Source organism: Acetobacter pasteurianus subsp. pasteurianus LMG 1262 = NBRC 106471 (assembly GCF_000285275.1).
Lineage (GTDB): Bacteria > Pseudomonadota > Alphaproteobacteria > Acetobacterales > Acetobacteraceae > Acetobacter > Acetobacter pasteurianus.
Window position 1 is genome coordinate 1 of the sequence record NZ_CADO01000091.1, and the last position, 4,748, is coordinate 4,748.

A 4,748-nucleotide genomic window follows, 5' to 3' on the forward strand; every position below is an offset into this window, starting at 1 on the left:
AGAAATAGAATCATACAGAAGACCTCAAAACCAGGGGGTTTTTAGAACCCTCCACGTCGCTATGGGCGCTCGATAGGGCCATCGTGGAAGATATGACAGTCGTTTTCGGTCTAATTGGTCAGGCCGGCAATTACCCCGATCAGCTCGATCCTACCCTTGGCCCGGAATTCGCCGCGATCATCGCGCAATGGCGACCGGCACTGGCCGATCATAACCAGATGACGATGCGTTGACCGCAAGGTGCTGGCCCCAAGGGCCGCGCCACCCCATAACGAGTTGATCTCTTGCGGCCTCATGGCGAGTGTGCGCTAAACCGCGGCACGATATAAGAGCCAAGTTCATCAATGACTTCTGATGCCGGACGATGGCCATACTTGAGATTGAGAATTACATGATCGACGCCAATCGACTCAAGCGACTCCAATAGCGCCATCAGATGATTTCGACCCAGCCGGTAGCCCAGATGGATTGACACCGGCGGTGCGTCCGGACGTACGTCCAGGTCAATGTAAAGCGACTGGAGGAAAGGTTTGTAGACGTCCCCAACTTGGGCTTTGACCGCCTCTCGCCATTTCGCCACCATCGTCTTCTGCAATTGGGGTGCCCGTGGATAGGTGATCCACCCAGAACTCTCCCGCGCGATCCATTCTATGGACTGGCGACTGTTGCCCGTCACGAAAAATGGGATCTCGTCCGTAGTCGGCTTCGGAATCAGGTCCGCACTCTCCAATCGGCCGCTACTCCATTGCAGCGGCTCGAAGCTGGTTCGCTGAGTTTTGCGGATCACTTCCAGATGTTCTTGGAAAATGTTGCCTCGTTGATCCGGGTCAACGTCAAATGCAGGGAACTCCACAGGTCTGTCGCCCGAGGCGACGCCCATTAGGAAGCGGCCACCACTCAACTGGTCCACGCTTGCAGCCGCCTTGGCCGTGTGCAGTGGGTTGCGCAGCGGGATCGCTATCGACGCAGTTCCCAGCGCAATTGTGGACGTCTGTGCTGCGATGAAGCCCAAGTAGACCCAGGGATCAAAAACCTGGCCTACATCGCCGAAGCTGGGATCGCGCAACGGCACGTCCCGGAACCAGAGCGCGGAGAAGCCCAGTGCTTCCGCACGACGGCCCAACTCGACCTGGTTGCACATCGTCGGCGTATCGCCCTGGAAGGCCTCGATGGGAAAAAACAGCCCCAGTCTCAAGTGGCCGGCCTTGAAGGCTCGACCGAACCCCCGGTGCTGCTGATAAGGGGTTGTACTTGGCTGATACATTTTCAGGCTCCTCTGGCCTCAAGGTTTCCATCATCCGCGCGCAGCGTCACTGCCGCGTCGAAGCTGCGAACGCGGCCAGTCCTGAGTGATGCGCTCAGGCAAATCCGGGTTGGTGATGAAGGGACGACCGAACGCGATCAGATCGCCCCCATCCCGCACCTGCTCGCTGACGGAAGGGGGCGGCCATAAGGTCGTTCGGAATGGGCGGGAGCACGATACGGTTTTTCAGGGTGGAAGGTCCCAACAGTGTGCTTCCAAACAGTATTTCCCCGCCCATTCCAATATTCCTAAATATCCAGAAACCTCGATGTTGTTAGGGAAAATCTTGGCGATGAATTGAACTCAAAACACGCCGAGCGGCGCTTCGTTCAGGCTGATATAGATGTTCTTCTTCTCACTGTACGCGTCCAACATGGACTTGTGAGTTTCACGACCGAGACCGGACTTCTTGTATCCACCGAACGGGGCATGGGCCGGAATTTCGTGGTAGGTGTTGACCCACATACGACCGGTTTCGATGGCCCGTGCCACACGGATTGCACGGTTGATGTCCTGGGTCCAGACAGCGCCAGCTAGGCCATAGTCGGAAGCATTGGCCAGCGCCACCACTTCGTCTTCATCCTTGAACGGCAGCACGGTGACGACCGGTCCGAATATCTCCTCTTGGGCGATGCGCATGTCATTGCGCACGTCGACGATGATCGTCGGCTTGATGAAGAAGCCGGCATCGTATTCACCGCCAGTCAGTCGCTCACCACCCGTCAGGATGCGGGCACCTTCTTCCTTGGCCAGCTCGATGTAGCCCATGATGCGGTCGGTCTGGATCTGGCTGACCTGGGCACCCATCTGTGTATTAGGGTCGAGTGGATTGCCCACGCGAACCTTTTCAAAGCGCTCCTTGAGCTCGGCGACGAAGCGCTCATAGATTGACTCATGCACGAACAGGCGAGAGCCGGACTCGCATACTTCGCCCTGGTTCCAAAGAATGCCAAGTGCAGCCGCCTCGACAGCCCGATCCCAATTGGCATCAGGAAATATGATGTTGGCTGACTTCCCGCCAAGCTCTAGCGTGGCGGGGATGATCCTCTTGGCTGGCGCCCCAAAGAATGCCAAGTGCAGCCGCCTCGACAGCCCGATCCCAATTGGCATCAGGAAATATGATGTTGGCTGACTTCCCGCCAAGCTCTAGCGTGGCGGGAATGATCCTCTTGGCTGCCGCAGCCGCCACGACTTCGCCGATACGCGTCGAGCCGGTGAAAGCGAGCTTGGCGATCTGGGGATGATCGAGAATCGCTTGGCCAACCTCTGTGCCCAGACCAGTGACGACGTTGACCACGCCGGCCGGAAGAACCTTGGCGAAAATCTTTGCCAACTCCAGGATCGTGACCGGTGTCATTTCCGATGGCTTGATTACCACCGTGTTGCCCATGGCGATCGCTGGGGCGATTTTCCAGGCAGCCATCAGAAGAGGGAAGTTCCAAGGGATGACCTGACCGACTACGCCGAGTGGTTCGCTCAGCGTCAAACTCATCGTCTGGTGGTCAAGCATGGAAGCTTCATCCGAATGGCTGCGTATCGCACCGGCGAAGTAGCGAAAATGGTCGATGGCCAGCGGCACATCCACTCGGGCCTCGCGGACCGGCTTGCCGACATCCATGCTCTCAAACGCCACGAAACGCTCGGCATCGGCTTCGAGCAGATCGGCAATCTTCAACAGCGCGTTGGCACGTTCAGCCGGAGAAGTCTTGCCCCAGGACTTGAATGCGTGGGCAGCCGCCTGGACAGCACGGTCTACGTCTCCAGCCGTGCCGAGCGGAATCTTGGTGAGGAATGCACCGTTAGCCGGGTTGATACTGTCGATGGTCTCGCCACTTTCACTGTCAACCCATTGGTTGTCGATGAAATGACCGTAGTGGCTATCAGGGGCATGGTTTGGAGTGGTCTGGTTGTGTGTCAACACGGTGAACTCCTGTGACCTGTGTGAATGACATAGCCAACATAGCTACATATCGCGATATGTCAATATCTGGATTTATAGATGCATGGTGTCGTACTGTGTCGTGTGCGCAAGTGCGCTCGCTGTTTTGCCCCGCTAAACTAAGCCTTCATGCTTAACTGTGCGTCCGCCTACTGCTTAATCCGATAAGAGAACACGTTTCGATTGAAATCTGAGACATCGATTTTTTGTCGGTTTAGCGCGGTTTTCATTGAGAAAAATGTGAATTTCTGCGAAATTCCTGTTCCCACGAATAGGGAATCACAGCCATGAAGAGACTGCTTATTGCAATCGGGGCAGCAATGGTCGGCGTCGCTGTTTCGTACTCGCCCGCGGCCCACGCAGAGCCTTGCGCGACCTTGTTGTGCATGTCGGGCATGCCCGCATCTGGTGCTGGATGTGGCGGACCTATCAGCGACTTCTTCAGCATTCAGGTATGGGGCTTTTGGGGATACGAGCCAGGAGCAACGGCGACGAAGCGAGCGGCCTATTTGAACTCGTGCGCTGGCGCCGCAGAGAACGAGGCGATCGTGCAGCGGATTATCGGATCATACGGAACGCTGCTCGCAGCCCCATAATAGATGATATGGTTCCTATCTCTGCGCCTTGGTAAAATATCGGGAAGAGGGTTCCGGGAATGATATTTTACCAGTCATTCGCTATAGTATTTTGGACGAGTGGGACTGGCCTGCTCACTTATTAAAGGAAGTCCATCATGGTCGATGACAGCGAAGACTTGCCCGAATGCGAACCTGCACCGATTGCCTCCCAACCTGCACCTGAAGACCCCCATAGGGCTACGATGCTGCTGTTTCACCAACTACTGTTTCGAGTAATGAGCTGGGCAGGAGAAGGGTATCGTATTCCTCGGGTCAATCTGGAAGGGGAAGCCATCGCGAATTTGAAAAAATTTGTGGTGGATAATGGATGGGGCTCGATCGCTATCCGAGAGAACATCAAAAACGCGGTTGTCAGGATAATTGGCGCGCGCGTTGAACAATATTGCAAGGATCATCCCGAGACAAAATTGGTTGATGAGCGCTCACGTATGATGAGTGAAGTGATGGACTATACTGCCCGCGCGAACATGATCAGTGATTTTATCCTGGCCAAGCCGGCAAAGCCACTCCGTCGGCGATAAGATCGCGTGGTCATCCAAGTATTCCGCACTGCACGTCAGTCTTGTCTTGGCGAACAAGACTAGAGTTTTACGATAACGGATGATGCGTGCGGGCTTTTTTCGGGGGCTTGATCTCCGCTCTAGTTCGTAAGGCCGCGAGCCAGGTGCGCTGCCCCTGTCTCCCGACCAACTCACCGGAGCCAGCCGCCGCCCTGCGCTGCGCTGCGGTCGCCGTCTGTCTCCGCCCATCCGGGTAACGATCGGAAGCCCGGTATATCCCCCCGATGCTCGCCCCCCCAAGGGGGCTGCGCTGATGCCAGCAGCCTCGCTCCGGTCTAGGGGATCATCCACCCCATCTTCCTGCGCTC

At 56.4% G+C, this 4,748-nt stretch carries 5 protein-coding genes and 1 pseudogene; 2 read left to right on the forward strand and 4 right to left on the reverse strand.

The window, feature by feature from the left end:
• Positions 1-65 precede the first annotated feature (65 nt).
• Positions 66-233 (forward strand): annotated as a pseudogene (locus tag APA10_RS14990) (hypothetical protein); the annotation flags it as partial.
• A gap of 59 nt (positions 234-292) precedes the next feature.
• Here the strand turns inward: APA10_RS14990 and APA10_RS11405 are convergent.
• The 4 genes from APA10_RS11405 to APA10_RS15000 form a co-directional block, all read right to left on the reverse strand.
• Positions 293-1,264, reverse strand: coding sequence for an LLM class oxidoreductase (locus tag APA10_RS11405; RefSeq protein WP_035367711.1), 972 nt, complete (start codon positions 1,262-1,264; stop codon positions 293-295).
• 342 nt (positions 1,265-1,606) lie between these two features.
• Entirely contained in the window at positions 1,607-2,377 is a 771-nt protein-coding gene (locus APA10_RS11410; RefSeq protein ID WP_196218994.1) for an aldehyde dehydrogenase family protein, read from the reverse strand.
• A complete protein-coding gene (locus tag APA10_RS11415) occupies positions 2,292-3,224 on the reverse strand; it encodes an aldehyde dehydrogenase family protein (RefSeq protein ID WP_214442634.1) in 933 nt (310 codons plus the stop codon). The genes APA10_RS11410 and APA10_RS11415 overlap by 86 nt, the downstream gene beginning before the upstream one ends.
• A 244-nt stretch (positions 3,225-3,468) precedes the next feature.
• Positions 3,469-3,690, reverse strand: a complete 222-nt coding sequence (locus APA10_RS15000) for a hypothetical protein (protein ID WP_155116683.1) — start codon at positions 3,688-3,690, stop codon at positions 3,469-3,471.
• Positions 3,691-3,975: 285 nt separating this feature from the next.
• On the opposite strand from APA10_RS15000, the gene APA10_RS11425 reads away from it, so the two are divergent.
• A complete protein-coding gene (locus tag APA10_RS11425) occupies positions 3,976-4,401 on the forward strand; it encodes a hypothetical protein (protein ID WP_035367714.1) in 426 nt (141 codons plus the stop codon).
• Positions 4,402-4,748 lie beyond the last annotated feature (347 nt).

Excerpts from the sequence above, each read along its gene's own strand:
- APA10_RS11405 (WP_035367711.1), bottom strand. The coding sequence starts at position 1,264 with ATGTATCAGCCAAGTACAACCCCTTATCAGCAGCACCGGGGGTTCGGT.
- APA10_RS15000 (WP_155116683.1), bottom strand. The coding sequence starts at position 3,690 with ATGCTGAAGAAGTCGCTGATAGGTCCGCCACATCCAGCACCAGATGCG.
- APA10_RS11425 (WP_035367714.1), top strand. The coding sequence starts at position 3,976 with ATGGTCGATGACAGCGAAGACTTGCCCGAATGCGAACCTGCACCGATT.